Here is a 25,596-nt window from a genome sequence, read left to right on the forward strand (position 1 = left end):
ATGAACCTTATTATTGTTACGTTAAAGCGTATTAATGATTGGGTTGCGGTCATCGCCGGCGTGGCATTGCTCGCCGGCGTATGCCTAATCTGTATCGAAATATTAATGCGTGCAATGAATATTCACTTCAGCGGCTCAGAAGAGATTTCAGGTTACCTTATGGCGTCAATTTCTAGTTGGGGCATTAGCTATGCGCTAAATAACCGGGCTCATGTACGAATCGACATACTACGTGATAAGGCTAATTCCAGTATTCGTTGTTTATTTGATTTGATTTCAATTGCATCCGTTTCTTTTGTTGGTATTTATGTCTCGACCAAAGCGGTATCGGTGATCGAAAAGAGTTATCGCTCAGGGGCGTTGGCAAATACAGCATTAGAAACTCCACTCCTTATTCCTCAATCAATCTGGTTTGCGGGTTGGATTTGGTTTGCAATCTCTTCGACGCTGTTATTTGTGATTGGGTTTTCTTTATTTCTGACTCAACGCTTTGACAAAGCGAATGAAGTTATTGGCACGGAGTCGGGAGTATGATTCTTTTTACCTCGGCCGGATTATTAGGCTTACTCGCTTTAACCATACCTGTCGGTATTGTTTTGTTTCTCTTGGCATTTGGGATTGATCAGTTCTACAGTTTTTTCCCTTTGATGAAAGGGTTAGGGCAAGTTCTTTGGTCATCGTCTAACCATGCAACACTCATTGCGATTCCTTTATTTGTCTTGATTGGAGAGATCTTGCTTCGTAGTGGTGTCGCAGAAAGAACTTATATGGCGCTCAATAAATGGGTGGCTTGGTTACCGGGTGGCTTAATTCATGCCAATATCGCAACCTCTACCATGTTTTCAGCGACTTCAGGTTCTTCAGTTGCTACTGCCGCGACCGTCGCAACTGTTGCAACACCTCAGGCAACAAAACTGGGATACGACCAGAAGCTGTTTACGGGATCAATTGCAGCAGGTGGCACGTTAGGTATTTTAATTCCACCTTCGATCAACTTGATTGTCTATGGCTTTCTAACTGAGAGCTCTATTCCCAAGTTATTCTTAGCCGGAATCGTACCTGGCTTAGGTATGGCGCTGATGTTTATGTTAGCGACGATTCTATTGTGTGTCATTTGGCCCAAGCTTGGTGGTCCGCGCCAGTTCAGTAGTTGGGGAGAGAAAATCAAATCGCTGCCTCAGTTATTACCGATTCTGGTTTTACTGCTTAGTATCGTTGGTTCGATTTATTTGGGTTGGGCGACACCTACAGAATCTGCAGCCGTTGGTGTTGTATTCTCACTTTTAATTGCTGTTTTCAACCGAAGTTATTCGATCGTTATGTTAACTGAGGCTCTTAAAGGCACGATTCGCATCACCGCAATGATTATGTTGATCGTACTCGGTGCTTATGTCCTCAATTTTGCCATGACAGCGGCGGGTATTGGCCAAGTGTTGAAGTCGGGAATCGACAGTCTGGGTCTAGATCCTTTGTCGACTCTATTGATCATCGTATTGATGTATGTGGTGTTAGGTTTCTTTATCGAGACGCTTTCATTAATGGTCGCAACAATTCCTATTGTCGTGCCGATTATCGTGGAACTGGGGTACGACAAAATCTGGTTCGGTATTCTCATGATCGTACTAGTTGAAATGGCGCTGATTACTCCTCCTGTTGGGCTCAATCTTTATGTCGTCAATTCTGCGCGCAAAAACGGGAAAATCAAAGAGGTCATTTTGGGTAGCATGCCTTACGTTGCCGTGATGATTCTCATGGTTATTTTATTGATTGCGTTCCCAAGTATTTCTCTCTATCTGCCAAATAATTTTTAAGGTGTATTATGAAATTTTTAGTAAACGGTAAAACCCAAACGTTTGAAGTAAATAAGCTGATTGTAGCTGGTTGGACTGGGCGAAATATGGCCGCGGTTCAAGAGCATATTGATGAATTGGCAGAGTTAGGTGTTGCTCCTCCTTCTACTGTCCCGCTGTTCTACCAAGTCGCGCATCAGATGCTAACTCAAACAAGTACCGTTGAAGTGTTAAGCGCTGGTACATCGGGTGAAGTTGAACCTATTATATTGCGTGATGGTGACGATTATTTCTTTAGTATTGCTTCTGATCACACCGATCGTGATCTCGAAGCTTTTTCGGTGGCTCACTCAAAGCAAGTTTGCCCAAAGCCAGTGGCCTCTGAAGCGTGGCTATTGAGCGAAATCAATGAACATATGGAGAAAATTGAGCTGAAGTCTTGGCTAGATGAAGGCGAAGGATGGGTTCAATACCAAGTAGGAACCTTGAGTTCGATTCGACCTCTCGTTGAGTTGATTGAGAAATCAGTGCTTCCTGATGGTGGTGCATTGCTTTGTGGAACTTTTGCCGCGATTGGTGGTGTACGTCGAACGCCTAAGTTTAAGATGGAAGCTTACGACCCCGTTTTGGATCGTCGTATCATTAAAGAATATACAGCGATCGAACTGTCAGTAGTCGCTTAAGGATAAGATGATGGTGCAATCGAAATGGCAACAGCGCAACACTGATTTTTGTGGACTTATTGAGCAGATTAAAGGTGACGACCCAGCAATATTTACTGAATTGTTTGATGTGGAAAAACCTTTAGTGAAGGGATCGCTTTCTGGATCGATTGTATCCATTAAAGCGACGTTCGATGTGAAAGGATATCACACCAGTGGTGGTTCAAAGTTGTTAGGCCTTGAACCATCCAGTAGTGATGCTGAAGCGGTTGCTCGGTTAAGAGCCGCAGGGGCGACACTTGTTGGGCACACTAACATGACGGAACTTGCTTATTCAGGACTAGGGTTAAACCCACATTTCGGTACGCCTACGAATCCACTAGACACAAATACAATACCGGGCGGATCGACCAGTGGAGGGGCGGTCTCAGTCGCAAAAGGGTTTGCCGATATCGCGTTAGGTACGGATACCGGAGGTTCTCTTCGTATTCCAGCTGCATTTTGTGGTTTAGCCGGTTTCAAACCTTCGCAAAGCAGCGTTTCAAGACAAGGTTGCTTACCTTTATCCGATTATTTGGACTGCGTCGGAACAATAGCATCAACGGTTAACGAATGTTGCTTGGCGTGGGAAGTGTTGTCGGGAAATCAGCTAAGTGATGCAAAGGTCGATGATATTCGATTTGTTGTTCCGACCAATTTTGGTTTTGACGACATTGATGCAGAGATTTTGGCGTTATTCGATAATGCGGTGGCTAAGATTAAGCAGGCAGGGTATGAGGTCATTGTAGAAGAGGTTGAACTGCTCGAACACTACAAAAATGTCCCTGTTTGGCATTTTTCAGCGGTTGAAAGTCGTGATTACTACCAATCGAAATTCGCTCTCGACAGTGACAAGCTTGATCCAAGAGTACGCTCGCGAATTAAGAAAGGAGAGAACGTCAGTATTGAAGAATTTAGCAACACCATTGCCGAAAGAGAGCGATTGGTGGCTAAGTTTAATGACGAATTTAATAACGCGGTTCTATTGATGCCCACTGTCGCAATACAGGCACCGACGTTTACAGAACTTGAGCAAGATGCAGATTATGACCGAATAAATTTACTGTGCTTACGTAATACGAGTGTGGCGAATGTATTTGATGCCTGCAGCATAAGTTTACCGCATAAACTTAACGATACCATTGGAGGCATTTTACTCACGATGCCGAACGGTTGTGATATTCCGTTATTGTCATTAGCGAAACATATAGAACAACAGCTATAACAATGGCGACGCGAGTCGCCATTTTAGTCACGTCGTGCCGCTTGTTTGTGATTTAAGTGGTGATGACGAGAAAATTGCCTTTTATCTCCCAATCTCTCAGCTCCTCTTTTACCTAATTTACCTAGATGTATTGAACTGTCCAATAAAGATAGGCCTTGATAGTTGTGCGCCCATAATGACGTGTAAGCATGAGTTCTTGTAAGCTAGTTAAAAACAGTGATTTCATAATAGAACCTATACTGTGTAAACATACATAATTCAATCAAAGCATGGTTCGAATTTATTATAACGATATTGTCCTTATTTTTTATGTGGTAATGTGGAATTAATTCATTTCTACTACTATTATCAATCAGTTAAGAGTTTATTAACTAATAATATTATCACTTACATGGACACTGTCTAGGCGACAATATCCATATAACAACCGTTATATTTTAAGGAGAGTTCGTGAGCAAAGTTAAGATTAAGTTAGTATCTATAGGTCATTTGCCGTTGGAATTTGAATCGAAGAAAATCAAAAACTTTTCTTCTTCATTATTTGAAGTGATTGGAAAAATTGATAATCATGAATTGCGATGTAATTCAGATGGTTTTGGCTGGGAGTTCTCTGATGATCTAGTTAGAGAACAAATGCCCGACCTAAATGGCGCAGACTTTATGATTGCAATTGTTAATGTTCCACTAGAAGAAAATTGGTACTCCCGTAGATTAGGCAACAATCAAGTAGTTTTCACATTTTACGAAATAAATGAAATATTACAGACTGCTAACGTCCCTTTGGAAAATGTCATTTATCGCCTCCTCAATGCCTACACCTTTGCATATAAAAGAAACAAGAATAAGATCCCAGAATTTCATGAAATGACAGACTTTACCCATGATGAAACACGTGGGTGTATTTTCGATATGAATGGGATTAAATCAGATTTAGTTGCTTCATGTCACAATCCAATCATTTGTAGTGAGTGCAAAGAAAAACTTAGACGAGATCGAGTTTCAAATGACGATATAGAGTCAGCTGAAAAGGAAATTAAAAAGATTCGTAAAGATCTTTACTTTTGTATTCTCGAAAAGGTTAAGCACCACCCAATTTGGGCTTTAACTCTTTCAAGCCTGTTTGCCTTTTCGTTAGGGGTTGCTGGTTCAATCACAGGATCTTATATATTTGAGCATCTTAAGAGTACAGAGAGTGAGCCACGAGATATAAGAAGTGGTTCATTAGGACAGCCTGCTGTTACGGTTGAAAAAACACCTCCACAGCAATCTGTCAATTAACCAAGCGTTATGCAACTCACTAGAAAGGAGACGTAGAATTATATGACTGAAGAATTCCAGCAAAACTTAGGATTAGCATTTATTGCCTATCCTTTAGTGGTAATAATTTTGATGAGAGTCGTTGCTAAACTTCCATTGGCTCATCCCTTTGTCGTTCTCAATTGGGGACTTATAACTATGGGCGCAGGCTTATCCACAATTGAATGGTTATTTTATACAGGCGTAGTGGCTACTCTTCTGTTCTCTATTTACTCTGTGTTAATGCTTCCAACAAAGGAAGCCATAAAGATTTCAAATGACGCATTATCACGGCTATCAAGTCAAAATAAGCCAGTAAATCTATTTCAAGAACTTAAAGGTAAGTTCAAATAATGCATAACAAAGCCATCAACCACCGCCACTTTGTGGCTGGACTGCCTAAAGCGCGCTTCGCTGCGTTGGAATAACTCCCCACGTCAAGTAGAACGCAAAAGTTTCGGCCTAATTCTTTGAGCCTATTTTTGTACTGTTCCCCAAACAAATTGAGTAAACGCAGTAGATGAAGCAAGTAAATTCGTCGGTTGTCATGCTGATATCCGCGGATTACTTATCTTTCAATAAGTAGCGCCTACCTTACATAATCCGTCGTGGCACCTGTCTTCAGTCTATGTACGTGGTTCAATACCGTAAACGTGATCACCATCCTAATGCCGTCGGTGGTTGTGCCACGTTCGATACTTGAACCACTGCATTAGCTCAAAACCGTGATGAAAAGTATGTTATGTTTTGACATGCTGATCACCAAATTTATGTTTCGTTAATAAAAATTATTATGGTTCTAGTGTTCAGCTCATCCACGATTGATTGGAGAACAGCAGTCTGAGTGGGGAGTCATTATGTCTGTTATGTTTTAAATCATACTAAATAGAATTTTTCCGGCTGAAATTAACAGCACAAGATATGTTGTCATCATTGCTAGCCCCCTAGGTAGAGGGTTGCGGGGTATAAATAGCATACTAATTGCATGAACAATTCTTCCAATAATGAAGGCTCCACCGAGCCACCAAAGTAAAGTAGCAGAAGCGCCTTGCCCTTCTAACAATGCAATCATAATCACGCAGATTGGTGCGTATTCAATTAAATTTCCGAAGGCTCTTCCTCTTCTTCTAAGTATTTCATCACCCCCATCGCCAAAAACATATTTAGCGATATCTCCGGCAGCTTTACCTAAAGTGGCGCGGCGTAATGAAACTAGTAGTGTTAGAACAAACAGTAATATCGCTAGAATTGCAGCTACTATTGATGTTATTGGTAGTAATATAGTCATGATCTAATCCTATTTAGCCAGTTTTGCAAACGTTCAATAGTGCCTTCCCAACCTTGAGAATGCCTAGTTATTGCTTCAGTAGTTAAGAGTTTTTGATGTGTAATAGTTAGTTCTGTTTCTTTTTTTTGTTTTTTTAGTTCGACGGTTACTAAGGAATTAATGCCTGCATGAATATCAGGTTTTTCCCACAACCATGTAAAAATAATTTTGGTCGGCTTTTTAATTTCAAGGAATTCACCTGAAAGGATAAGTTCTTGTTCATCTGGTAATGTGAAAGAAATTTTATATCCTCTGCCAACTTTAAATTGGTGGAAAAGAGTCTTCGCTTTTATATTATTAGCAGGTGATAACCACTGCTCTAAAGATTCTCCTGTAGCGAAAGCATTAAAGACATCTTCAATCCCATGGTTAAATATTTTCTTTAGTATTATTGGTTTGTCATCATTTGCCGCAATCATTTTTTAATACTCTGCTGTTCATTAAGTAGTAAATCCAATTTATCTAGGCTGCTATTCCATAAATTCTGGTGACGCTCTAACCAAGAAGTTACATTTTTTAGTCCGTCAGGGTTGATAGAAAAAACGTGATGACGTCCTTCTATTGATCTACTAACTAAATTAGCTTTCTCTAAAACTTTTAGGTGCTTTGAAATGGTTGGCTGAGAAAAGGTAAAGAGATTAACTAGTTCACCTGCCGTGCATTGCTGTTTATCGTTTATTACTTCCAGTACTTTTCTCCGAGATTCATCCCCGAGAGCATGGAAGGCATAATTTAATTGAATATTATATTGTATAGCCATTTGGCTATATTATTTATTGTGGTTACTAAAGTCAATATATATAATTGACATTTCCAATAACAAACATAACAAGATAATTGGACTCCCGCTCTAATACGGAGCTAACCTTAAAGGTGGCAAATGAATCTGGGAGAAGACGATGAATACGACAATTATCGGCGTTGATTTCGGCACCAAAGCTATTCAAGTGTGTATTTACACCAATAAAAAGGTGCAATCCAATAAGTAACTGACACCTAAGTAATTCAGTGAATTCCTATATCAACACACATCATGTAAGGTCGTATTCGAGTCATGTAGCGGCTCAAATTATTGGGTGTAGTATTGTCGTTCAGTCGGTCACGAGGCTAAATTAATATCGACATCTTTGGTTATGGCGGTACGTCAGAATCAAAAAACAGACAAAAATGATGCATTAGCAATAGTTCAGGCCAGTCTGCTACCTGACATTAATTTTGTCAGTAATTATTTTTTAAACAGTGTTGTGGTAACAAGTTAATTTTGTGAACGCTTCATACGGATTGAGCTAGGTAGAGTTTATCAAAGGTCACTAATGGAATTTGCCTATTTAAAAACCTTGTAGGCAAATTCATGAGTTCGTAAAGGTGTATTTAGTAGCTCAAGTTAGAGTTCATTTACAAATGGGGTGTTTACTATTAGTGTGGTGTTTTGAGTTAAGGTAAGTTACTCATAACAAGTCACTGCAAAGGACTAAAAAACAGCTGGCTATTGCTTGTGCCTCGCTATTTTAGCCATCAATTTTTAGCTTCTAAGTGGGGCGTTTTTGAGTAAAGTTTGGCATCTACTAAAGAGGAAATATAAGTGATAGATCTATTTTCATTATTAAGTATTGGTATCGCATTTTTTGTCATAGCTGTTTCACCGGGACCCGCAACTATTTCTAATGCAACCATAGCAATGAGTAAAGGTAGAAGAACTAGTTTAATTTATGGTGCAGGGCTGTCTACTGGCTTAGTCTTTTGGGGAATTATCGCCGCAAGTGGTATGGGTGCTATTCTTCAAAGTTCTATTTATTTATTAATGGCATTGAAAATTTTCGGTGGTCTATATCTATTAAGACTTGCTTACTTTTCTGCTAAAGACACTATGAAACCTAATTCATCTAACATTGAAATGATTGATGAGAATGTTTCTGGTAAAAACTGGTTTTTTCGTGGTGTTATTCTGAATATTTCTAATCCAAAAACAGTAATCGCTTGGATGGCTGCACTTTCTGTAGGTTTGGGTTCAAGTGACGGGATCCTTTCTCTTGCTTCAGGTGTGGTAGTTTGCATGATTGTCGGATTTGCTACAAATGCTATGTATTCAATTTGCTTCTCATATCGTGGGGTTATGAACTGGTATCAACGTGCAAGTCGATGGATAAATGGTGTTACTTCATTTTTATTTTCTATTGCTGGCATTGGATTGCTTCGTTCAGCCTTTAATCGTAGTTCAGTGTCGTATTAAAAACTAACACATATGAGCCTTCCGCCTGTCAATAAACGAATTTAACGGATCTGGCTGTTTTTTAGTCAGATTCAAATCAATCAACAAATGCATTTACTTCGTCTGTCATATGGCTGTTAATCATCGTTTACAGCAAACACATATATAGGCTCTCTTATTGCGGCCTTACCGCTGCCTGCGGTTTTCATTTCATTGAAAAAACAGGGGCACTAGACATTTATCGGTTAACCCTAAGATGGCACTATTCAAGCTCAGATGCTGTATGCACAGTTAGTTTCAGGCTCATTTAAGGTGTAAACGATTTTGTTGATTGCATTGAGTGCGCGACAATAAGGTGTCTAATCAAGGCGAAGTAGCTTACGCTAATGGCACAGTGATGATGGAAAATGAAGTCATGCTTCATTGGCGACATCATCGACGGTAGTACTCGCTTTTATCTAGTTAGACGAACAGCTCACCTTATTGCGCGACTTAACCTTTTAAGAGCCGTTGCTCATCAAACACCGTTTTGTTCTTAATGTTCTTAATGTTCTTAAGCATGAAGTAGACACACCGACCTAGCTTATGAGCCAAGGCCGAAAGTGCTTTGGCTTTGTTCATGCGCTTCTGTAATTGGTTCAAATATCTTCGAGCTTTTTCATTACCACGCAAGTAGAGCACTGCCGTTTCAGAGAATGCCCATTTTAGGTGTGCATTACCTATTTTGTTACCTTGTGTTCTGTAAGTTTTGCCTGCTGATTCAGCTTTGTATTTTACAAGACGAGAATACGAAGCAAAATTTTGCACCGTTTCAAATCGGGAGGTATCCCCGGTTTCATATAAAATAGTAAGCGATAGTATCTTTCCAATACAAGGAACGGTTTTAAGGAGTTCAAGATAAACAGGGTTATGTGTCTTGGCTTGTTTTTCGATAAACCATTCAACTTGGGCCAGCTCTTTTGCATAAAAATCGAGGGTGGGCATATCCATATCAATATTGCGCTGAACAATTGGGTCCTGATATTGCTCTCGGAGCTTGTGTCTGGCTGAGATATTTTTTAAATTAAGTTCGGTAGCGGGCAAATCGCGAGTTGCTCTCATTTCTCTTGGGTAATCATAAGCAATGGGGAAATTACCACCACGGAGCAGCGCAGCTATTTTAAATGAATCGATTTTGTCATTCTTGGTTTTGCCACCATGGATTGCTTTCATATACAGAGCATGGCCAAGAATAAAGTCGATATTAAGCTCTCGACACCAATCGGACACCCAGTACCAACAATACATGCATTCAACACCGACAATGACATTACCGATATAGGGCTCAAGGATGAGTAATAAGCCGTCTTTATTAGTGGCAATCTTTTTATGAACGATAACATTGGCTTGCGCGTCAATAATATAGACATAGAGCACACGAGCATGGAGATCGATATCACAGTAGTACGGATGTGAGTTATTATAAAATCTCAATGAGTTTTCTCCTGTTGGTTTGGTCGCCTTAAGCATACCGCTAATGCAGAATGTGAGGGAGAAGGCTCAATGAGTATCAAGTTGCTGCACTCGGATAAATTACTCGCTTTGCTCCTAATTTACTGGTGAGCATGGCGTTAGACTCCAATCATAATATAGAGAGATATTTTGAAATTAGAATATATAGTTAAATTCCACCCAGTAGGACAAGGGCTTTTTTCGTCGGGTAAAGTACATGATCAAAATGGAAGTGAATTTAACTTTATGTATGATTGTGGCACCTCAAGTAAGCAGTCACTATTAGATGATGCAATATCTTCATTGTCAGGTATAAACTCTATAGATTTGCTAGTGATTTCTCATTTTGACCATGATCATATTAGCGGTTTGGGAAGGTTATTAAAAAAGTGTCATGTTAAAACATTATTAATGCCGTACATTCCTCTTCCAGAAAGATTATTTGTTGCATTAGCAAATAACCTTGATATCAATGATTCATTTATGAATTTCTATTTAGACCCAGTTAAGTTTCTAATGTCAGAATACAATGAAAAAATAACACAGATAGTTTTAGTTTCACCGAGTCAAGTTGAGAGTGATGAAGTGAAACAAGAAATTTTTGAGGAAGTTGAACAAGAAGATATTGATGAGTTTGTTATTGATTTTAATGCAGTTGGTAGCGAGCTAGATATTCCTAATGCCAAACATTTAAAAGCAGGTGGTCGATTGGTTTACAATAAAATATTTGAATTCATTCCATACAATGATTCGTCAGGCGTACCTAAACTAACAAAAGAATTTATTAAGGAAGTAATAGATGAGCGTAAAATTCTTTTAAGCTCTTCTGATATAAAAAAGACTCAAGATTCATTAGGAAGAATCAAAGCTAGCTACGATAAACTATTTGGGAATTCTGCATTTAATAGAAATATTATATCTCTTTTTTTATTTGCTGGTTCTTGTCTGAAAACTAAGTATGGTAATCAGGTAATTAAGAGTAATCAAAATAGTTACTACAGTCATACTATACATGGTAGAAAAAACGGCATACTTTTTACAGGTGATGGGTATTTAAATACAGACAATAGATTAAAAAATCTACTTCAATTTTTAGGAAAAAGAAGAATTAATGATCTTGGAGTATTCCAAGTTATGCACCATGGTGCTAGTGCAAATTGGCGTCAAGGAGTTGCGAGAACCTTTTCACCTAGCATTAGTGTTTTTTCGTCAAATCCAGAGCATCAGTCTTTTCAACATCCTCATGCGGAAGTAGTTAAAGATTTTTTACCATATCACCCTGTACAAGTCGATGAATACAATTTTTTTGAAATTAATTTTTATCATTGGTAATAGCATTCAAGGCGTCTAACAAGATAATCGGACTCCCGCTCGAATACAAAGCTAACCTTAAAGGTGAGCAAATGAGTTTGGGAGAAGACGATGAATACGACAATTATCGACGTTGATTTAGGCACTAAGGCTATTTAACTGTGTATTTACACCAATAAAAAGGTGCAATCCAATAAGTAACTGACACTTCAGCAATTCAGTGAATTCCTACATCAGCACACACCATGCAGGTCGTAGTCGAGTCATATTCTCTGCTTGAGCGTCTCATGACCGCTGCTTAGTGCGTTTAAGTCATCTCTATTGAACATTCATTTACCAGCTACCTGCGCACTAATAATTTACCCACCTTCCAAAAGAAACTGACCTTATAAACTCCATAAAAAAGACGATTGATGTATTAATTGAATACTTTCGCACGTTGTTGCATTTTCAATAGCCGTCATAATGGCTCCATCGAAGCGAAATATAGATAAAGCATCAATCAAATAAAATGGAGATGATCTTATGATTAAAATTGAAGTATACAGCAAAGGCTATTGCCCATATTGCAAACAAGCAAAAGCGACACTTAAAAGCTTAGGTTTATCTTTCAAAGAATATGAAATTACCGGGAGCGATAAATTAACTCGTGAAATGCAGGCACGTAGCAAGCGAAGAACTGTACCGCAAATATTTATTAATGACGAACATATTGGTGGTTGTGATGACTTTCATCAAGCGCTACGTAGTGGGGCACTAACACATTTATTAACTCAGAAAACCAGTTAAAAAATTACAAAATACTTGAATAAGGATACGGTCATGACAACGATTAATATAGCTCAAAATACAAAAAACAATGCTAACCAAGAATCTGCAATTAATGCCTCAGAACTTGCTCAAAATGTTACAGCTGTTGGTGATACAGCGCTACGTTTATCCATTGCACTAATTTTAGTTTGGATTGGTGGCATGAAATTTACCGCTTATGAAGCTGGTGCCATTCAAGGTCTTGTCGCATCAAGCCCACTGACTTCTTGGCTCTATAGTGTATTTACAGTCCAAGGTGCTTCAAACTTTATCGGCGCTACAGAAATAGCAACAGCCATTGCTATTTTACTTACACCAGTTAACCGAATTGTCGGTATTGTTGGTAGCTTGGGGGCTATTGCTACTTTCGCAGTGACTTCAAGCTTATTATTAACGGCTCCTGTATGGGAAGCGTCATTAGGTGGATTTCCAGCGCTTAACGTCGTACCAGGACAGTTTTTAGTGAAAGACTTAGTCTTATTAGCGGCATCAGTCGTTTTACTTGGCAAGGCGCTTAATGCGAAAAAATAACAAATCGGGGCTATATATATTTAGCCCCTTTTTACTCGATGAATTCATTATGCGACTGATTTAGTTACGGCAGCTCGTTCTTTTTCATTTTACGAAATTGCTTTGGTGTCATACCCACATATTTGTTAAAGGTTTTTGTAAAAGCTCGTTCGGATTCGTAGCCCACATGAAGTGCTATGTCATCAATAAGTAACGTTGTGGTTTCGATCATTTCCTTCGCTTTTTGAATCCGCAAGTTCGATAAATACGTGAATACCGTATTTCCAACTAATAAGGTGAATTTTTTGGAAAATGCTGCTCTAGACATCCCGACATTAGATGCTAAATTTTCGATGGTCCATGGTTCGGCAGGCGATTCATGAATAAACTGTAATGCTTTTTTAATACGTTTATCACGTAAAGCATGAACAAAGGAATGCTGCTCTTGGCGACCAAAGTTTATTCGTATTAATTCAACTAACACCACTTCGGTCAGTTTGTTAACAATAATTTCATTACCAGGATTTTGCGCCATATATTCTGAACTGAGTTGATCAAACGTGCTCTTTAACCAAGCGTGTTTATTAAGTTCATCCTCACGTACGATTGTGACCTGTTCAAAAATGTTATTTAACGGGGACAATGCATCATTTTCAAAGGAACAGTATCCGCATAACAGCAAAGTAGAGTCTCCACTAATAGGCATTTGCCCTTCAGGTGGCTCACTAGTAAGAATATGGTCAATGCCTGGCCCTAAAAAGATCAAATCACCTGTAAACAACTGCTCGATTTGATCGCCTATTTTTACCCAACATGCTCCACGTCTAATTAAATGAAACCCAGCGGTGGTTTTGTTGAAATATTCTTTAACCCATGGGGGTTCAACGTGACTACAAAAGTAGACACTGCCACTTACACGTAACGATTTTAGTATGTCGCTTAAAATTTCCAAATGAACGCCTTTGTATTTAACTTGTCAAGAAGTGGGGATTACGCTTGGTATCGTCTGAAGGGTTGTATCGAGCAAACCCTAAAACCGCGGCCAATTTTAGTTAACCGCGATAAATTTAGGGTTCGCCATAAATTAACAGTGACTGGTGCTCCATAAGCGATGGCCGCAGTCTTCACTAAGAAGCATTTTATACTTTAAATTGACTAATGCTACTTTTTAGCTGATTACCGAGATTATCCAATTGAGCGCTCGCGGTTGATGTTTGGTCAGTAGCATTCGCGGCTTGCTGAGATATTTCGGTTATTGTATTAATGTTGTCTCGTACATTGTTTGTGGCTTCTATTTGTTGCCGCGCTTCCGATGCAATATCGGTATTCATTGTTAAGATCGCTTGAATTTCATTCTTAATATTATCGAGCGCTTTACCTGCTTGCTGAGCTTGTGATGCCGTTGTATTGACTTTGTCTTGGCTCGTGTTCATAACCGTCACCGCATTTTGCGCACCAGTTTGCAATGTGGCGACAAGGTTTTCTATTTCTATGGTCGATTTTTGCGTTCGCTGTGCCAGTGTTCTTACTTCATCGGCAACAACCGCAAACCCTCGGCCTTGTTCACCTGCACGCGCGGCCTCAATTGCTGCATTTAGTGCCAATAAATTCGTTTGTTCTGCAATGGTTTTAATTACATCAAGCACCGTACCAATATTCTCACTATCCGCTTTTACCTTTTCGATAACGACCGAAGCCTGTTCCATATCGATAGTAAGCTGATTAATCTCGTCAACGGTATTACCAACAATAGAATGTCCGGATAAAGCGGTAGCATTTGTTTCTTCGGCAGATTTAGAGGTCTCAGTTGCGTTATTGACAATTTCTTCGATGGCAATCGATAGCTGCTCAATGGTGTTTGCTAGATGTTGTGTTTCTTCTAGTTGTTTGTGAGTACCTGTTGCTGTGGTTTTTGTTATGCCAGACAACTCGCTTGCCGATATAGATACCTCTTCAGATTGTGTACGAACATTGCTGACAATAGAGTTCAAGTTGTCAATCATGATGTTGAAAGATTGGCTTAATTGTCCAATTTCGTCTTTTGAATTTATATCTGCTCTTAATGTAAGGTCACCGTTTTCTTGAATGGTATTAATGGTTTTTCTTAAACTATTAAGAGGTGTTACGATGATTTTAGATAATAAAAATGTAAAGCCAGTACCTAATATAATGACTAATGCGATTTGCAGTAAGATAGATATTTTAATTGTGCTGCTTGTTGCGGCTTGCTTTGCGCGATTCTCAGCAGATAACTGGCGAATATGCTCTTCCAGATTTTGCATCTTGGTTGTAATGGTTCTCTCTATATCGTCTGATATCTTATAAGCATCGCTTAGTAATAAGCTTCCATTGACTTTATCATCGTTAATGAAAGAAACCGCCATTTTATGAAGTATATTATTATACTCATCAATAGGCTTAGCCAGCTTTTCTAATTCCGAAGATCCGCTTCCACCAATAATAGACATGGTATTTTTATAGTGTTTTTCTACGGCTTCTTTAGCGTCATCCCTAAATAGCATGGCAAACAATAAGCTCTTTTCTCTTAGCTTTGAAAACTGACTATCTAACTCGCTCAGAGTTGATAGTTGATCGATACTGGTGTCTTGCTCGCTAGAACCTTGCTGCGTTTTATTTATTTGATAGCCAAGAAAAATACTCCCAATAATTACAATTACGATAAAGCTTGTATTGAGTAAAAATATTTTTTGTTTTAAAGACGTTAGCATTATAAAGAAGCTCCTTTTTGATCTATCAATCTGTCTAATAAATAGTTGATATGCTTCATTTCTTGATAGACATCAGAAGGTTTTTTATTTTTAACTTCAATTGCGATATCTGTTGAATGACTTATGTTTAATGGTTTTTTTAATAAATTAATTTCGGCAATGATGTACTGAGTTTGTAAAAAAGCATCTGATGGAGTCACCTTTGAAAAAGAGTTTTCCTGTGGTATGGCTAAGGTTTCCATCTTGTAGATTTCTTTGAGCTGATTGATTTTTTTTCTAACGGATAGTGCAGATATGACGACATCTTTTGGCGTTTTATCTTTCTCGTAAGCCTCCATCTTAGAGCCATCAGGATGCATGCCATAGGCTGCTGTAACCAATAGTCTTTTTTGGTCAAAATTTAAGTCATCTAAGCGATTGGAGAGTGTTGAAATAATAGATTTTAGATCGGTCTTAGCACGATAGGTTTGCGCATAAACTTGATTGGGGCTAACTTTGTCATAGCCTCGTAAGCGCAGCACCTTAGCATAAAGTTTGAATAATTTATCGTATACATCCTTTGGACTTTTGTTAGAAAAACGTTCCACATCGTATACATTAACACCAACATTGTTTTCATAGATTCGCTCTATGGCATCGGTGACTATCTGTGTTAGATAATAAACATCGGTAGGTGAATAGTTAATAGGAGACGAAAAGGTCAACGGTGGGGGGGTGAGCTTGTTTTCCAACGTATACTGATATATCTCTGCAATAGTTGCCACATTAAGCTCATAAACATGCATGGGTTTAACGGCTGTTTCATGAGATTTAGGTAAAGCAATATCAGTAATGTTTTTCTCTTCTAATACCTTTACTAATAACCGAGACGCATAATCAATATTGGCATAAACATCGCTTGGAGTGTATTTCTTTTCTGCATAAGAGGTTCCGCTAAGTAGAGTGCATGTTATAAACAGAAAAAAACTTAACCTATTAATACATATTTGCATAATTTTCTTCACTATATTCTCACGACTAATATATTTTTGGTGTGAATGATTAACATTCCCAGGATTGATACATTTCAGTGTAGACAGTGAATTTGTTCTAGTCCAATTACCACAGCTTTACTCATATAAAATGACAAATGACGACTTTTTGGTGGGGTATGGTTGGCCGTGAGAAGTAGGTGACGGAATGCCCCACGTTAAGTAGAGCGCAGTATATTCGTCGTTCATTATGCTTATATTAGAGTCGTGGGAACTTGCTCCATCATGTAGTCAATAAACACCCGAAACCGAGCGGGCATATACTTGGTTTGTGCGTATTGCAGGGCGATGGTGCCGTGGTAATTGCCTTTTATCTCCCAGTCGCTCAGCACCTCAACAACTTCGCCTTTTTCTATGGCGCGACGAACCACAAAATCATGAAAGATACCGATCCCTAGACCATCGATAACCCCATTTAAACGCATTTGCGCTTCGTTCACCGCATAACGCCCGGTGACCGCGACCGAGTGTTGCTCATCATCTTGAACAAAATGCCAAATATTATCGTTGTCGGTTTCGGCTAAATAGAGGCAGTCATGATCTAACAACTCGGTAGGGTGGTTTGGCGTGCCTCTTGACGCTAAATACTCTGGGCTCGCACACAACACTAACGAGGTTGCGCCGATCTCTTTCAGGACTAAATTGGGGTTGGGTTTATCCGTAAGTTGAAAGCAGATATCAATACCGTGGCTAAAAATATCAACAGGGCCATCAACTGCGCGCAATTTAAGTTGGATGTCGGGGTACTGCTTTAAAAACGGAATCACCAAGGGTTGAAGTACGATATTGAGGAAGGCTTCCGGCGCCGATACTGTAATCGGCCCAGCCGCGAGAGCATGTTGTTCATTAGACAGTTCGACCGCTTGCTCGGCAGAATTGACCATGGTTCGACACTGCTGAGCAATTCGACTTCCAGCTTCGGTGATCAACAAGCGGCGAGTGGTTCTCTCAAATAGCTTCACCGACAACGCTTTTTCTAATCGACTGATGGTTTTACTTAATGCTGAAGGAGTAACGCCTAACTTCTTGGCCGCGGCGGTAAAGCTTTTCTCCTCTACCACCAAAATAAAGGCAGCAAGGTCGGGCAACAGAGTAATGAGCTTATTTGAAATCATCTATTTGTGCCTGCGATTCACTAATGATTTTCCATGTAACAGGATAATAGTATTAATCGTGATGTTTTAATATAGGTTTACACGGCAAAGAGAACATTCATCCACTCTTTGTGTGATTTTGAATCTCTTCCAAACATTGAGTAAGGAGCCCGACTATGAGTGCTGCATTTTACGAACAGATCAAGCAACAGATAGAACAGACCAAAACGGATGGCCTGTATAAATCTGAACGTGTTATTACCTCGGCGCAGCAAGCATCGGTGTCAATCTCAAGTGGCGAGCAGGTACTTAATTTTTGTGCGAATAACTATTTAGGTTTAGCCAATGATCCTGCACTAATTGAAGCGGCCAAGCAGGGTATGGACGATAACGGTTTTGGTATGGCTTCGGTGCGCTTTATTTGTGGAACGCAAGATGCGCATAAAGAGTTAGAAGCAAAACTTTCTCAATTTCTCGGGATGGAAGACACCATTCTTTACACCTCGTGCTTCGATGCAAATACCGGCCTTTTCGAAACTATTTTAGGCCCAGAAGATGCGATTATCTCTGATGCGCTCAATCATGCCTCGATTATTGACGGTGTTCGCCTGTGTAAAGCCAAGCGCTTCCGTTATGCCAATAATGATATGGCTGAGTTGGAGCAGCAACTTATCGATGCGGATAAAGCAGGCGCAAGGCATAAGCTTATCGTGACCGACGGTGTTTTCTCGATGGATGGTGTGGTGGCGAACTTACCAGCTATTTGCGATCTGGCGGATAAATACTCGGCGTTAGTCATGGTGGATGATTCTCATGCGGTAGGTTTTATGGGCGCAGAAGGAAGAGGTACCCATGAATATCATGATGTGATTGACCGAATTGATATAATCACCGGCACGTTGGGTAAAGCGATGGGTGGGGCATCGGGTGGTTATACTTCGGGTAAAAAAGAGGTCATCGATTGGCTGCGTCAGCGTTCGCGCCCGTATCTCTTTTCTAACTCGGTTGCTCCTGCGATTGTGGCGGCCTCTATTCGGGTATTGGATTTACTTAAAGAAGGCGATGAACTGCGAGCTCAACTTTGGCGCAATGCGAGCCATTTCCGCAGTCGCATGCAACAAGCTGGTTTTACCTTAGGTGGTTCGGATCACGCCATTATTCCGATCATGCTTGGTGATGCCAAAGTTGCCGCTGAGTTTGCCGAACGCGCGCTCACCAAAGGCATTTATGTTATCGGATTTTCCTTCCCTGTGGTTCCGAATGGCAAAGCGCGCATTCGTACTCAAATGTCTGCCGCTCATAGCTTGGCCGAGTTGGATAAAGCGATTGATGCCTTTATTGAAGTCGGGCAAGAGATGGGCTTGATTTAGGGTTAAAACGATGAAAATTAAAGCCTTAGCAAAATTAGAAACGAAAGAAGGCATTTGGCTAACACAGGTAGATAAACCTGAAGTCGGCCACAATGACCTGTTGATTAAGATTAAAAAGACGGCTATCTGCGGTACCGATATTCATATCTATAACTGGGACGCATGGTCGCAGCAGACAATACCGGTGCCAATGGTGGTGGGTCACGAGTACGTTGGCGAAGTGGTCGGAATGGGTCAAGAAGTTCGCGGCTTTGAATTAGGCGATCGCGTCTCAGGCGAGGGGCATATTACTTGCGGTTATTGTCGCAACTGCCGAGGTGGACGGACCCATTTGTGCCGTAATACCGTTGGCGTGGGCGTCAATCGTACTGGAGCATTTTCTGAGTATTTGGTGATTCCAGCGTTTAATGCGTTTAAGATCCCAGATGGTATTTCTGATGATTTAGCTTCAATTTTTGACCCGTTTGGTAACGCAGTACACACAGCGCTCTCTTTTGATTTGGTCGGCGAAGATGTGTTGATCACCGGAGCTGGTCCAATTGGCATTATGGCTGCAGCGGTAGCTAAACATGTGGGTGCGCGTCATGTGGTTATCACCGATGTGAACCCTTACCGTTTGGAGTTGGCTGAGAAAGTCGGCGTGACTCGAGCTGTCAATGTGGCTGAGCAACCGTTGGAACAAGTAATGGCCGACCTGGGGATGACCGAAGGTTTCGATGTCGGTTTAGAGATGTCGGGCAACCCAATGGCGTTCAATAGCATGTTAAAAGAGATGAACCACGGCGGTCGTATTGCATTATTGGGAATTCCACCATCAGATATGGGCATCGATTGGAATCAAGTGATCTTTAAAGGCTTGGTGATCAAAGGTATTTATGGCCGTGAGATGTTTGAAACTTGGTACAAGATGGCAAGCCTTATCCAATCTGGCTTAGATCTAACGCCAATCATTACGCACCATTTTAAAGTCGATGATTTCCAACAAGGCTTCGACACCATGCGCAGTGGGCTGTCTGGGAAAGTAATATTGGATTGGGAATGATTGTTTAAAGCGCTCGCAAGGAGCGCTTTTATTGCTTTTATTGCTTTTCGTGTGAGTCCAAGCAAACAAGTGATTCACTGATAATTTGTTGTTTCCACTCGTTTGTTGCATCTGGCCAAAATCTAACTGGGGTCGCATTTGGAATTCGTGGCCCACTTGGTGTGCCAGTTAAGTGAAATTGAATGGCTCGATAGACGCCAGAATGCGCAATAATTACCGGGTTATCATACTCTGACAAAACTCGGTTTATTGCTTGTGTTATTCGAGTAATGAATGGCCCCCAGGGTTCCCCACCTGGTGGGGTATCGAAGTAACACACCTGTTTGGTTATTGGTTGAAGTTCTAAATCGCCCCAATCTCGTTCTGATAAATCCACGTCGGTAGAAAACTCGGTATTTGGTAGCGCTAATTTGGTGGTTTCGACGGCTCTTTGCATCGGGCTTGATACGATTTTGATATCGTTTTTGATGACTGTTGCAACGGGCTTTCTTGCATCGAGTGCTTGCTGTCTTCCACTTGCATTCAGTGGTATATCGGTCGAACCACAAAAAACGTTATTTTGATTCGCGTCAGTTTCGCCGTGGCGCATGAAAATGAATGGTTTTTTAATTAGTGACATAAGAGGGTTCCCAGTGATTGTCTGTATGAATCTCGCAGTTAAATAAGTGAGTCTGAAACGTCGATAGATCGGGGTGAAATAAAGGAATAAGAGTTTGACATTGAAGGTGCTGTGCGAGGCTAATTGTATCGGTCAGTGTGGGGTGTACATTCCAACGATGAAAGTCGGCCTCACCTTGTTGGCATAGTTGTTTTGCTAACATACCGATGTGTCCGGTAAAAATGATATTGTTGATTGGAGTATCGTTAGAAGAAATCAAAGTCTTAACTAACCCACCATCGAGATCAGGAGAGCCGGCGAGAACGATATTATCCGGCTCAATGTCGGAGATATTTTGAATGGCATGCACAAATTGGCTAAGGGTTTTCAATTGCTTCTTTTTCGTTTCTTTCAGCCCTGTATCATTTTCAACTAGTGCTTCATTGATATGTTCCAGACCATTTTGATCAAAGCAAATTGTTGATGAGCACCATTCATTTAACCACAACGCTATCTCAATACTGCGCCCAGAAGCGGGAACTGGCAGTAGAATACTACCCTTATTAGCAGCGTGTTCTAGTGTGTTCATTAACTCTATTTTTTGTGTCGATAGAGGAGTGTCATAGTTGCCGTACGAAGTATCAAGCAAGGCAATCTCGGCGATTGGCGGTGAGTCAAAACGATAAGTGTCCGATTCTAAGCAGTAGTCACCGCTATAGAAAATGCCTCTGCCAGCATTAAAATGAAACCAGAGACCACCGAGTGCATGTCCGTTTGAACCAGTGCGCACCTGTATCCCCATTACTTCAGTACAGCCAGAGATCGGCAGAATATGCACATTGGAATGGTTGGTGAGTTTGGTGGCCACAAACTTTGAGCAATAAATTGGAATATGATGAGGAAGTTGCGTCGCTCCGCCTATGTGATCGTGGTGATCGTGGCTGATAAACACCGCATCAACATCACTAGGAAGCTGCCAAGGTATCTCTGTTGAACCAATACAAGCACCTGCATCAAGCAGAAATTTCCGCTTAGCGATACGCAGTATAATTGCCGCGGGTGCTTTAAGGGTTAGTCCGCTAAGAATATCGATAGAAATCGTCATGCTACATCCACTCGCCAGCCTTGTTCTAAAGCGACATTGACCATTGTATTAACGGCGATGGCGGAATTGTGATAGCAAATAACGGACTGTTGATCGTGAAGAAAGCTTAGGGTTAACAGGTAACGTTCTCCCAAAAATACGCAATCTTTCACGTAAGCAGCGATACCGGTTTCTGCAAGGTGAACATGCTCAGGGCGCAGCAATACGGGCAAAGGCAGAGCTGTAGTATGGGTATTTAAATCATGAGCATCGAGCTTTCTTTTTGCATGTTGATTGATTGGCAGGTTAACAACGCTCCCTTTTCCAATAAAACTGGCCAGCCAAGAAGACTTAGGCTGTTGATAAAGCGACTCAGGTGTTCCCCACTGTACTAACTTACCTTGATTCATTACCGCAATATGAGTAGCCAACGCCATAGCTTCGGCTTGATCATGTGTGACAAATACGAAAGTGGCTCCCGTTTCTTGATGAAATTCTCGAAAGCTTTGTTCCATGGCTGAGCGTAGGTGACGATCGAGATTGGCTAGCGGTTCATCAAGCAACACCACTTCAGGCTCAGCAACGAGGCAGCGAGCAAGGGCCACTCTTTGGCGCTGTCCACCGCTCAAATCTTGGATCTTTCGCTCTGCGTATTGCGCCATGTCTACCGTTTCTAATACTCGTTTAACAGTTGCTTGAGTTCGAGCTGTTGTTTGCTTTTGTACTTTTAGCGGATAAGAGACGTTTTCTTTGACGGTCATATGGGGCCACAAAGCGTAGGACTGGAAAACCATACTCATTCGCCGCTTTTCTGGTGGAATAGCGTTACACCCGTTATCGAGAACTTGGTCATTCATAATGAGTGAGCCAGATGTTAGGTTTTCTAAACCAGCAATCATGCGCAATGTCGTTGTTTTACCGCAGCCACTTGGGCCAAGCAGTGCACAGAATGCGCCATTCGGAATCGTTAATGAGAGGTCGTTAACGGCCATTTGATTGCCATAGGCTTTACACACATTATCGAGAATTAGTTTTGCCATGGAATGACTCCTTTGGGTAAAAATCGAGACAGAGAGTTGAGTAACCACATCACAATGGCAATCAGTAAAACAACCACCACTGAAACCGCCGAAGCCAGAACTTTATTGCCGCTTTCATCCAAGTTAAAGATCACGACACCTAAGGTTTCAGTTCCTGCACTCCAAAGCAGAGCGGAGACTGTTAATTCATTGACGGCGGTGAGAAAAACAAGCAATCCGCCAGCAAAAGCAGAAGGTGCAAGCAGTGGGAAAATGATATCTCTTAGACGCACCATGACACTTGCGCCTGAAAGCTGAGCAGCTTCCTCCATTGCTGGATCAATTTGTTTCATTTGGGTAAAGATGGCTTTAAAACAAACCGCCATAAAACGCGCTAGGTAGGCGATAAAAATGATACCTAACGTGCCATAGAGACTCCAGTCGAGCCATGGTATCGGGCGGGCAAATAGTAGAATACACGCGATGGCTAAAACGATGCCGGGAAGGGTATATGGAATGTCAATGATACTGATGAGAAGTTGAGTTTTTCTGCTTGGAAACTGAGTTGAAAAATACGCAAGAGGTAGACAAATAACCACCAATGTAATCGCAGCTGTTATTGAAAGAAACATACTGTTAGTCAGTGCGGTGTATGTTGAACTGTGTTTGGCTAAAATGGTCTGATAAGCGTCAAAGGTTAATGTGTTCCAGTTTAAAGGTACGCCCATTGTTGGGATTAGAGAGCTGAATATTAATGCGAGCAGTGGCAACATCAAAATTAGGAAAAGTAGCAGAGCGAGCACCCATTCGGCAGGGTTTCGGTATGCTCCCAAGCGAATATAGAGCGCTTGTCCACTGCTTCCGATAAGGTGTGTCGAACTGGCTTGCTGCGCTTTATTTTGAACATAAATAATCAGATAAGCCAGTAACGCCATAATGATAGACAAACTTGCAACATCATTAAGAACATGACTACCGAAATTAGCCATATATTGATAAATCAGGGTCGGTAGCACTTGGTAGGAAATTGGGATTCCAATCATTGCGGCAATCCCAAAGTTACCCAAGGACGAAACAAAAGCAAGCGCAGCCGCTGCAAGTATTGCGGGATAACACAATGGCAAAATAATATCCGACAAAATCTGTTTCGTAGATGTCCCACATAAGCGCGCAGCTTCGATTTGCTCGTTAGGTAGAGAAATCAATTGTGTTCTCAACGCTAAAAAGACAAGTGGGGCATGTTGAATGCCAAGTAAAAAAGCGATGCCTTCTGCTGAATAGATAGGGTTTGGGCTACCTAGTGGAGGCGCCATTCCGAGACTCTTTAGAATGGTACTGCTTGGGCCAAATAATTGAATCCAACTAAGAGCGGTAACCTGTGGGGGAATCATCATTGGGAGCATGAAAAGGAACGCCCAAAGTGGCTTATACCGAATATTGGTTAATGCGAGCAGTATCGATAAGAAGCCGCCAATCGCGAGTGATAAGAGCATCGCAAGTGTGCTGGTATATAAGCTATGCCACAGCGCTACCCAAGTCGATGGTTTAGACAAGACTCGCCAAAGACTGGAGTTCAAACCCTGGCTTAGATCGGATAGAGAAGTGATGAATAATTGCAATGACGGTAAAACCGTCAGCACGACAACGGTTAGCAACAACAGTATGACAAGCCCCCGATAGAGGCTTGTATAGTTGATCATGGTGGCTGTTTTCATTTTTAGTTAAAGATCTCAGCAAAACGAGCTTTGTTGGAATTGGCATTCTTTAACGCATTGTTAGCGTCAAATGTCATCATCTTAATTTGATCACGCGAAGGAAACCCTTCTGGAGTACTGACTTGATTGGATGCGGGAATGTAGCCTTGGCTCTTTACCAATTCTTGACCTTGCTCCGATAAGAGAAAGTCTACAAATTGCTGGGCTGCTTCTGTGTGTTTGCTATTTGCAAGAATTGCGACAGGTTCTGTAACCATGCTCACGCCTTCTTTAGGAAATACAAACTCGATTGGAGCGCCTTTCGCTTTTTCACGAATGGCTAAAAAATCTACGATAGCGCCATACGCTTTTGTTCCTGATGACAAAGCGGAAAGTACGCCTCCGTTTCCACCTTGGGCTTTAACTTGGTTATTTTTAAGCTGTTGATAATAATCCCACCCGAGATCTTCATTTTCAGTCAACGTCGCAAGGTGAATAAGAGCAGCGCCAGAATAAAGAGGACTAGGCATTGCGGTTAGATTTTTTAGCTCAGGCTTGGTTAAATCCCACCATGATGTAGGTTTAAAGCTTGCCTGTGTGTTGTAGGCAATCCCCGAGGTAATCATCTTGGTTCCGTGATAGTAACCTTTTGCATCGTAAAGTGCTGAGTCATAGTTTTTTTGGTGTTTTGATTGGTACGGATAAAGCAGATCTTTTTGCTTGAGTGACTCCATTGTGACGCTATCAGCAATCAAAAGTAGATCTGGGCTTTTAACTCCCGCTTCTTGTTCTGCTTGAAAGCGCGTCATTAATTTAGTTGTACCGTCACGTATCCAATTCACTCGTATTTCTGGGTTCTGTTTTTCAAATGCGGCAACGGTTTGTTGGGCATCTTGATTGGGCTGGCTGGTATACAGTAATAGCGTGGTTTGTGCACTGGCAGAGACTGAGATCAGTGATAGTAAAAGTGCGGTAACTTTATTCATATTTTCCTCGTTGGATATAAATAGTGCTGTGGTAGACAAGTTATGCTTGTCAATGTCGAACAGTAGTTAAGCACTCGTATATGACGGAAAAAATACATTTCTATTGCGTTATGATGGCGTTTATTTTTCAATCAGAAAAGAGAGTAGATAGTTAGAAAATCGTGAGAGGGTTATGCAGAATGTGTGCTTGATTAACGGCGCTGGCAACATTGCGCAATGACCGCAGGTTTCCATCGGGAGAGCTGAGTGGTACTGCGGTATACGTGAAAACACACTTGT

25 protein-coding genes are annotated in these 25,596 nt (G+C 41.0%); 12 read left to right on the forward strand and 13 right to left on the reverse strand.

Translation table 11 applies throughout. The features are described 5' to 3' along the window. The 6 genes from ACWU4D_RS10015 (at nt 1) to ACWU4D_RS10040 (ending at nt 5,366) form a co-directional block, all read left to right on the forward strand. Nucleotides 1-534: a TRAP transporter small permease subunit gene (locus ACWU4D_RS10015; protein ID WP_456051282.1), complete on the forward strand. Its 534-nt coding sequence runs from the start codon at nt 1-3 to the stop codon at nt 532-534. Next, on the forward strand, nt 531-1,811 hold the full coding sequence (locus ACWU4D_RS10020; protein WP_456051283.1) for a TRAP transporter large permease: 1,281 nt from the start codon (nt 531-533) through the stop codon (nt 1,809-1,811). The genes ACWU4D_RS10015 and ACWU4D_RS10020 overlap by 4 nt, the downstream gene beginning before the upstream one ends. 8 nt (nt 1,812-1,819) lie before the next feature. Further along, nucleotides 1,820-2,473 (forward strand): DUF2848 domain-containing protein, encoded by a 654-nt coding sequence (locus tag ACWU4D_RS10025; RefSeq protein WP_456051284.1) that lies wholly within the window; start codon nt 1,820-1,822, stop codon nt 2,471-2,473. Between the two features lie 7 nt (nt 2,474-2,480). After that, nucleotides 2,481-3,716 (forward strand): amidase family protein, encoded by a 1,236-nt coding sequence (locus tag ACWU4D_RS10030; protein ID WP_456051285.1) that lies wholly within the window; start codon nt 2,481-2,483, stop codon nt 3,714-3,716. A 450-nt stretch (nt 3,717-4,166) separates the two neighbouring features. Then, nucleotides 4,167-4,994, forward strand: a complete 828-nt coding sequence (locus tag ACWU4D_RS10035; RefSeq protein WP_456051286.1) for a hypothetical protein — start codon at nt 4,167-4,169, stop codon at nt 4,992-4,994. A gap of 42 nt (nt 4,995-5,036) precedes the next feature. After that, nucleotides 5,037-5,366 carry a hypothetical protein gene (locus ACWU4D_RS10040; protein WP_456051287.1) on the forward strand — a complete coding sequence of 110 codons (330 nt, stop codon included), beginning with the start codon at nt 5,037-5,039 and terminating at the stop codon, nt 5,364-5,366. A 517-nt stretch (nt 5,367-5,883) separates the two neighbouring features. On the opposite strand, the gene ACWU4D_RS10045 is transcribed toward ACWU4D_RS10040, so the two are convergent. The 3 genes from ACWU4D_RS10045 to ACWU4D_RS10055 are packed head-to-tail and all read right to left on the reverse strand — an operon-like array spanning nt 5,884 to nt 7,099. Further along, nucleotides 5,884-6,300, reverse strand: coding sequence for an MAPEG family protein (locus tag ACWU4D_RS10045; protein ID WP_456051288.1), 417 nt, complete (start codon nt 6,298-6,300; stop codon nt 5,884-5,886). Next, a complete protein-coding gene (locus ACWU4D_RS10050) occupies nt 6,297-6,758 on the reverse strand; it encodes an SRPBCC family protein (RefSeq protein WP_456051289.1) in 462 nt (153 codons plus the stop codon). Before ACWU4D_RS10050 ends, ACWU4D_RS10045 begins: the two co-directional genes overlap by 4 nt. Beyond that, nucleotides 6,755-7,099 carry an ArsR/SmtB family transcription factor gene (locus ACWU4D_RS10055; protein ID WP_456051290.1) on the reverse strand — a complete coding sequence of 115 codons (345 nt, stop codon included), beginning with the start codon at nt 7,097-7,099 and terminating at the stop codon, nt 6,755-6,757. Before ACWU4D_RS10055 ends, ACWU4D_RS10050 begins: the two co-directional genes overlap by 4 nt. An 822-nt stretch (nt 7,100-7,921) precedes the next feature. Between ACWU4D_RS10055 and ACWU4D_RS10060 the strand changes: the two genes are divergently transcribed. Beyond that, nucleotides 7,922-8,569, forward strand: coding sequence for a LysE family translocator (locus ACWU4D_RS10060; RefSeq protein WP_456051291.1), 648 nt, complete (start codon nt 7,922-7,924; stop codon nt 8,567-8,569). Between the two features lie 471 nt (nt 8,570-9,040). Here ACWU4D_RS10060 and ACWU4D_RS10065 read toward each other — a convergent pair whose 3' ends face one another. Next, complete coding sequence (locus ACWU4D_RS10065) at nt 9,041-10,021, reverse strand: IS110 family transposase (RefSeq protein WP_456051292.1); 981 nt, start codon at nt 10,019-10,021, stop codon at nt 9,041-9,043. A gap of 168 nt (nt 10,022-10,189) precedes the next feature. On the opposite strand from ACWU4D_RS10065, the gene ACWU4D_RS10070 reads away from it, so the two are divergent. From ACWU4D_RS10070 to ACWU4D_RS10080, 3 genes are all read left to right on the forward strand, one after another. Further along, a complete protein-coding gene (locus tag ACWU4D_RS10070; RefSeq protein WP_456051293.1) occupies nt 10,190-11,371 on the forward strand; it encodes an MBL fold metallo-hydrolase in 1,182 nt (393 codons plus the stop codon). A 504-nt stretch (nt 11,372-11,875) separates the two neighbouring features. Continuing rightward, nucleotides 11,876-12,139, forward strand: coding sequence for a glutaredoxin 3 (grxC, locus tag ACWU4D_RS10075; protein WP_456051294.1), 264 nt, complete (start codon nt 11,876-11,878; stop codon nt 12,137-12,139). A 33-nt stretch (nt 12,140-12,172) separates the two neighbouring features. Beyond that, a complete protein-coding gene (locus ACWU4D_RS10080; protein WP_456051295.1) occupies nt 12,173-12,691 on the forward strand; it encodes a YkgB family protein in 519 nt (172 codons plus the stop codon). 64 nt (nt 12,692-12,755) lie between these two features. On the opposite strand, the gene ACWU4D_RS10085 is transcribed toward ACWU4D_RS10080, so the two are convergent. The 4 genes from ACWU4D_RS10085 to ACWU4D_RS10100 form a co-directional block, all read right to left on the reverse strand. Then, the gene (locus ACWU4D_RS10085) at nt 12,756-13,622 is read right to left on the reverse strand and encodes a cupin domain-containing protein (protein ID WP_456051296.1); all 867 of its coding nucleotides are present in this window, start codon (nt 13,620-13,622) and stop codon (nt 12,756-12,758) included. Nucleotides 13,623-13,809: 187 nt separating this feature from the next. Beyond that, nucleotides 13,810-15,399, reverse strand: coding sequence for a methyl-accepting chemotaxis protein (locus tag ACWU4D_RS10090; protein WP_456051297.1), 1,590 nt, complete (start codon nt 15,397-15,399; stop codon nt 13,810-13,812). Beyond that, on the reverse strand, nt 15,399-16,403 hold the full coding sequence (locus tag ACWU4D_RS10095; protein ID WP_456051298.1) for a hypothetical protein: 1,005 nt from the start codon (nt 16,401-16,403) through the stop codon (nt 15,399-15,401). The genes ACWU4D_RS10090 and ACWU4D_RS10095 overlap by 1 nt, the downstream gene beginning before the upstream one ends. A 221-nt stretch (nt 16,404-16,624) precedes the next feature. Further along, nucleotides 16,625-17,545 carry a LysR family transcriptional regulator gene (locus tag ACWU4D_RS10100; protein ID WP_456051299.1) on the reverse strand — a complete coding sequence of 307 codons (921 nt, stop codon included), beginning with the start codon at nt 17,543-17,545 and terminating at the stop codon, nt 16,625-16,627. 155 nt (nt 17,546-17,700) lie between these two features. Between ACWU4D_RS10100 and ACWU4D_RS10105 the strand changes: the two genes are divergently transcribed. Next, a complete protein-coding gene (locus ACWU4D_RS10105; protein ID WP_456051300.1) occupies nt 17,701-18,894 on the forward strand; it encodes a glycine C-acetyltransferase in 1,194 nt (397 codons plus the stop codon). Between the two features lie 10 nt (nt 18,895-18,904). Beyond that, nucleotides 18,905-19,936, forward strand: a complete 1,032-nt coding sequence (gene tdh, locus ACWU4D_RS10110) for an L-threonine 3-dehydrogenase (RefSeq protein WP_456051301.1) — start codon at nt 18,905-18,907, stop codon at nt 19,934-19,936. Nucleotides 19,937-19,973: 37 nt separating this feature from the next. Here tdh and ACWU4D_RS10115 read toward each other — a convergent pair whose 3' ends face one another. The 5 genes from ACWU4D_RS10115 to ACWU4D_RS10135 are packed head-to-tail and all read right to left on the reverse strand — an operon-like array spanning nt 19,974 to nt 25,317. Further along, complete coding sequence (locus ACWU4D_RS10115) at nt 19,974-20,555, reverse strand: histidine phosphatase family protein (protein WP_456051302.1); 582 nt, start codon at nt 20,553-20,555, stop codon at nt 19,974-19,976. Next, complete coding sequence (locus ACWU4D_RS10120) at nt 20,542-21,639, reverse strand: MBL fold metallo-hydrolase (protein ID WP_456051303.1); 1,098 nt, start codon at nt 21,637-21,639, stop codon at nt 20,542-20,544. The genes ACWU4D_RS10115 and ACWU4D_RS10120 overlap by 14 nt, the downstream gene beginning before the upstream one ends. Next, nucleotides 21,636-22,658, reverse strand: a complete 1,023-nt coding sequence (locus tag ACWU4D_RS10125) for an ABC transporter ATP-binding protein (RefSeq protein ID WP_456051304.1) — start codon at nt 22,656-22,658, stop codon at nt 21,636-21,638. The genes ACWU4D_RS10120 and ACWU4D_RS10125 overlap by 4 nt, the downstream gene beginning before the upstream one ends. Next, a complete protein-coding gene (locus tag ACWU4D_RS10130) occupies nt 22,646-24,352 on the reverse strand; it encodes an ABC transporter permease (protein ID WP_456051305.1) in 1,707 nt (568 codons plus the stop codon). Before ACWU4D_RS10130 ends, ACWU4D_RS10125 begins: the two co-directional genes overlap by 13 nt. Nucleotides 24,353-24,354: 2 nt before the next feature. Further along, nucleotides 24,355-25,317, reverse strand: coding sequence for an ABC transporter substrate-binding protein (locus ACWU4D_RS10135; RefSeq protein WP_456051306.1), 963 nt, complete (start codon nt 25,315-25,317; stop codon nt 24,355-24,357). Between the last annotated feature and the right edge of the window lie 279 nt (nt 25,318-25,596).

Source organism: Vibrio phycocola (assembly GCF_053850235.1).